General features: G+C 68.1%; 3 protein-coding genes. 1 reads left to right on the top strand and 2 read right to left on the bottom strand.

The features are described 5' to 3' along the window. Positions 1 to 253 precede the first annotated feature (253 nt). Together ACT84W_RS04120 and ACT84W_RS04115 are read right to left on the bottom strand one after the other, a co-directional pair. The gene (locus tag ACT84W_RS04120; RefSeq protein WP_432291443.1) at positions 254 to 1,228 is read right to left on the bottom strand and encodes a bile acid:sodium symporter family protein; all 975 of its coding nucleotides are present in this window, start codon (positions 1,226 to 1,228) and stop codon (positions 254 to 256) included. A gap of 283 nt (positions 1,229 to 1,511) precedes the next feature. Next, the gene (locus ACT84W_RS04115; protein WP_444328297.1) at positions 1,512 to 2,804 is read right to left on the bottom strand and encodes an MFS transporter; all 1,293 of its coding nucleotides are present in this window, start codon (positions 2,802 to 2,804) and stop codon (positions 1,512 to 1,514) included. A gap of 203 nt (positions 2,805 to 3,007) precedes the next feature. Here ACT84W_RS04115 and ACT84W_RS04110 point away from each other — a divergent pair. Beyond that, on the top strand, positions 3,008 to 3,416 hold a 409-nt coding region (locus tag ACT84W_RS04110; protein WP_444328296.1), incomplete at its 3' end, for an ATP-binding cassette domain-containing protein.

The following is a 3,416-nucleotide window of genomic DNA, read 5'->3' as shown; positions in this document are numbered from 1 at the left end:
GAGGGCGGGCCTCTGGCCCGCCACTGCTATTTACACCACTTTATGGACGTAGCTCCCGAGCCAAGCGTTTCTCACCAAAAAGAGGGACCGTCGGTAGCCTCATCGCCAAATTTAGGGACCGTCGGTACCGACGCTCCCCGATTCCGGCGCGCGATTACCGACGTTCCCCGATTCCGGTGAGGGCTTTCCGCCCCCCAACGCGCAACAGGCGAGGCTTCTTGCCGACGGCACCGGATTCCAGCGCGTCCCCCGGCTACTTCGCCGGAGCCTCCTGCGCCGCATCGTCGCGCGCGAGCAGCCACGTCATGAAGTTACCGAAGCACGCGGCGAGGACCTGTTGGAACAACGTGCCGATGATCACCGGGAACATGACCTCTCCCGGGAAGTACTGCGCGGCGAGCACAGCGCCCGCGGAGATGTTGCGCATGCCGGTCTGGTAGGTCATCGTGATCATCGTGGCGCGCGGGCGCTTCCACAGGCGCGCGATGATGAGTCCCGCGAAGTAACCCGACGTAGCGAACACCGCGATGAAGACCATCACTCCCACGAGCTGCGGCGTCAGGTGCCGGATGTAGGGAGAGACCCCCGTCGAGTTCGAGAGGATCACGAGCACGAGGGCGACCTTGGCCGCCGGCGCGATCGCCGGGGAGAGCGTCTGCTTGCCCCAGCCGCGCGTGAGGTCGTTGACGAGCATGCCGGCGACGGCGGGCAGCGCGATCTGGAAGAGCATGTCGATCATCATCCCCGCCACGTCTACCTCGACGGTCTGGCCGAGCAGGATCTTTAAGGTGAGCGGGATGGTCACGGGCGAGATGACCGTTGAGATCAGCAGCGTGGCGAGGCCTTGGGCCACGTCCCCGCCGAACATGGAGATCCACATGGCGGACACGACGGCGACGGGCACCGAGTACTCCAGCACGATGCCGCAGACGAGGTCGGGGTCGCCGCCGAAGAACAGCGTGCCCAGGAGGTAGGCGACGACCGGCATCGCCACCGTAGAGATGCCGAGCGTGACGAGCATCGACGACGGGTGGCGGAAGACGTCGACGACGTTACGGAAGTTGTTCCCGAGCGCGCCCTGGAACGTCATGAAGGCGAACAGGGCCGTCACCCAGGGCTTCAGCGGATCGAGCTGATCGGGAAAGAGGACCCCGATGGCCACGCACACCGGCGCGATGAACGCCAAGTGGGAACCGACGAACTTACCGAACGACTTCCAAGCTTCCAAGGGGCGGACCTTCCGTGACGAGGATTTCTTGCGCCGGGTGCGCTGCGGGCGCCGGGACGCGGGAGCGGTGACTTCAGACGCCATGGTAGTGCCGGGCGCCTCGGGGTCACAGCTTTTTAATGCAACCGCAAGCGAGCGGACAATGGGAGCTGGCAAGAAGGACCGCCGGTGCAGGGCCGGGTGATGCCGGGGGACATGGGCTCCAGCCCGGCGAGAACCCCGAACGGAAGGCGAAGCGGGCGCGGCATGCGCCGCAGCTGGCCCGGGCGCCGCCAAACCGGCCTCACTCGTCGCCGCGAAGCGCGAACGCGAGGCCGATGAGGGCCGCGAGCGTCGACGCGCCGAAGAGCACGGCCTGCGGACCGAAGGCGGCGGCGAGCGCAGGGGACACGAGCAGCGGCAGCGTGCCCGCGGAGTTCATCCCCATGCGCATGACGGACGAGACGCGCCCCACGTTGCCCGGCTCGCAGCGCTGTTGCGTGAGCGTGGTGCGCACAGGCGCGAGGGCACCGAAGCCGATGCCGCAGATGACCTGGCCCACCGCCGCCACAGCGACGATCGGCGTGCCGGTATAGATCATCGACCCCACGCCGACGAGCGCGAGGATGGCGGCGAGCAGCCGGGTGCTCAGCCGCTGCTTGGGGATCCGCAGCACGAGGAGCGAGCCCACGACGACGCCGACGCCGGACGCGGCGGAAAGCCAGCCCATCCAGTCGGCGCCTACGCGGAGGACATCCCTATAAAAGAGCGACTCGAGCGAATCGAACGCACCGTAGACGAAGAACCCGAGGAACCCGATGAAGAAGAGCACACGCAGCTCAGACCTGCCAAACACGAGGCGGACGCCTTCGGCCGCGTCGGAGAGAAACCCGCGTACGCCCGCGCGCCCGTCCGGCGCCGGGGTTGCGTCGCCTTCGACGAACAAGCCCGGAACGGCATCCTGGGTCGGGGCCTCGCCGCCGGCACCCGGCGCACCCGCACCGCAGCCGGCGCCCTCCCCTCTTGCCGCCGTGAGCTCCTCGCGCGTGGCCCACACGAGCGCGACCGCGGGCAGCGGCGCCAGCGCAAGGATCGCGAACACGCACTGGACGGGAGCCCAGGTGGTCACCCACCCCGCGAGCGCCGGCCCCACGACCACGCTCGCGCCGGTAGCGACCTGGTTCAGGCTGTTCATCCGCGCGAGCTCGCCGGCATCCTCCGAGAAGTAGCGCGGGTACGCGTCGATCGCCGTCGTCGACATGCCGAACGAGAACCCAAGCGCCATCGCCGCGGCCACAAGCCCCGGGTAGCTCACGGGCGCGAGCCATACCGCGAGGCCGAGCACGGAGGTCGCCGCGCACACCGCGAGCAGCGTGCGGCGCGGCCCGGCCGAGTCGATGAGCGGCCCCGAGGCGAGGTTGCCCGCCACGAGCACGACGTTGAGCAGGAACACGAGGGCAGAGACCCCCGCGGCGTCCGCGCCGAGGGTGTAGGTCGCGCAGCCGATGACGCCGACGAAGTACGTGGCCTGGAACGCGAGCATGCAAAAGAAGCTGATCGCGACGATGCGCCGCGTGGGAGTACTGAGCAGTTTCATGGCCACAGTATCGCACAGTGGGGAAGAAGCCCCCGAGCCCCGCCGCTCGCCGCAAAATACCCCCATCCGTGAGGTATTTACGAAGAAGCCCCATCCCTCTTGTCGTATAATCCCTACTCGCTACTGTGAATTAGCGAAGAACGCACGTGCGGGACCCGGCAGCGCAACGCCCTCCCCGCCCGCGCCGAGCATAAGGAGACAGAATGTCACAAGCGCTTCTGAACGTGAGCGGCGTCAGCGCCGGGACCGAGGACAAGCCGATCCTCCACGGCATCGACCTGACCGTCGGCGAGGGCGAGTGCCACGTCCTCATGGGCCCCAACGGCGCCGGCAAGTCCACCCTGGGCCACGTCATCATGGGCGACCCGACCTACCGCGTGACCGGCGGCTCCATCGTCTTTGACGGCGCCGACCTCACCGACGCCTCCGCCGACAAGCGCTCGCTGGCCGGCATCTTCCTCTCGTACCAGGCCCCCGTCGAGGTGCCCGGCGTGCCCCTCTACAGCTTCCTGCGCACCATCTGCCAGATGCGCCCCGAGCTCAAGACCACCGCGCGCAAGTTCCGCCAGCGCGTGGGCGACATCGCCGACGCGCTCGACCTCTACCTGTCAT

Source organism: Paratractidigestivibacter sp. (assembly GCF_052362415.1).
Classification (GTDB): Bacteria; Actinomycetota; Coriobacteriia; order Coriobacteriales; family Atopobiaceae; genus Paratractidigestivibacter.
This window is presented reverse-complemented; position numbering and strand designations above follow the sequence as displayed.

Bases quoted from the DNA above. Each gene is read 5' to 3' on its own strand.
- ACT84W_RS04115 (WP_444328297.1), bottom strand. From the start codon at position 2,804: ATGAAACTGCTCAGTACTCCCACGCGGCGCATCGTCGCGATCAGCTTC.